Below are 838 nucleotides of genomic sequence, written 5' to 3'. Positions count from 1 at the left end.
TCGCATTACCGGTCCGATTTCCCAATACGCGAGGCTAACGCCCTCCCCACCAGGCTGACGCTGTGCGCAGCCTTCGAGAGTGCCGTCGCGCTCAACTGGCAGAGAGCCGAATGGAGCCGTTGATATGAGTTTGCTTGCGCCGCTTCCCCAGATCATCATGGAGCCCATCGTGCGCAATGCGCTGCTGGAAGATTTGGGCAGAGCCGGCGATATCACCAGCGACGCCATCATCCCGGCCGACTGCAAGGCGACGCTTGCGCTGAATGCCAGGCAGGCGGGCGTGGTTGCGGGGCTCGACCTGGTGATGTTTGCCTTCCTGCTGGTCGATCCCGGCATCAGCATGCAATTGCGCTGCCCCGAGGGCGGCAAGGTTTCCGCCGGGGAGACCATCGCTATCGTGAGCGGGCCGGCGCGCAGTCTGCTTACGGCAGAACGGACCGCGCTCAATTTTCTATGCAAGCTGAGCGGCATCGCAACGGCGACAGCCTCGCTCGTCAACGCCGTGCGCGGCCACAACGCCAAGATCGTCTGCACGCGAAAAACGACACCGGGGCTGCGGGTTTTGGAAAAATATGCCGTGCGCGCCGGCGGCGGCGCCAATCACCGCTTCGCGCTCGACGACGCCGTGCTGATTAAGGACAACCACATCGCCATTGCCGGCGACATTCGCACCGCAATCGAGCGGGCGCGCGCCGCCATAGGTCACATGGTCAAGATCGAGGTCGAGGTCGACACGCTGGACCAGCTCGAAATGGCGCTTCAAGTCGGCGTCGACGCCGTGCTCCTCGACAACATGTCGGTCGAAGACCTTGCCCAGGCCGTGGGCATGGTCGGTGGC

General features: G+C 63.7%; 1 protein-coding gene. It reads left to right on the top strand.

Translation table 11 applies throughout. The features are described from left to right. Window positions 1–124 precede the first annotated feature (124 nt). Window positions 125–838 (top strand): carboxylating nicotinate-nucleotide diphosphorylase (gene nadC / locus EOA60_RS35240; protein WP_128312746.1); only part of this gene is annotated, 714 nt, incomplete at its 3' end.

Source organism: Mesorhizobium sp. M1A.F.Ca.IN.020.06.1.1, assembly GCF_004023265.1.
GTDB lineage: Bacteria > Pseudomonadota > Alphaproteobacteria > Rhizobiales > Rhizobiaceae > Mesorhizobium.
The sequence above is the reverse complement of the archived record's forward strand: the minus strand, read 5'-3'. Positions and strand labels throughout refer to the sequence as shown.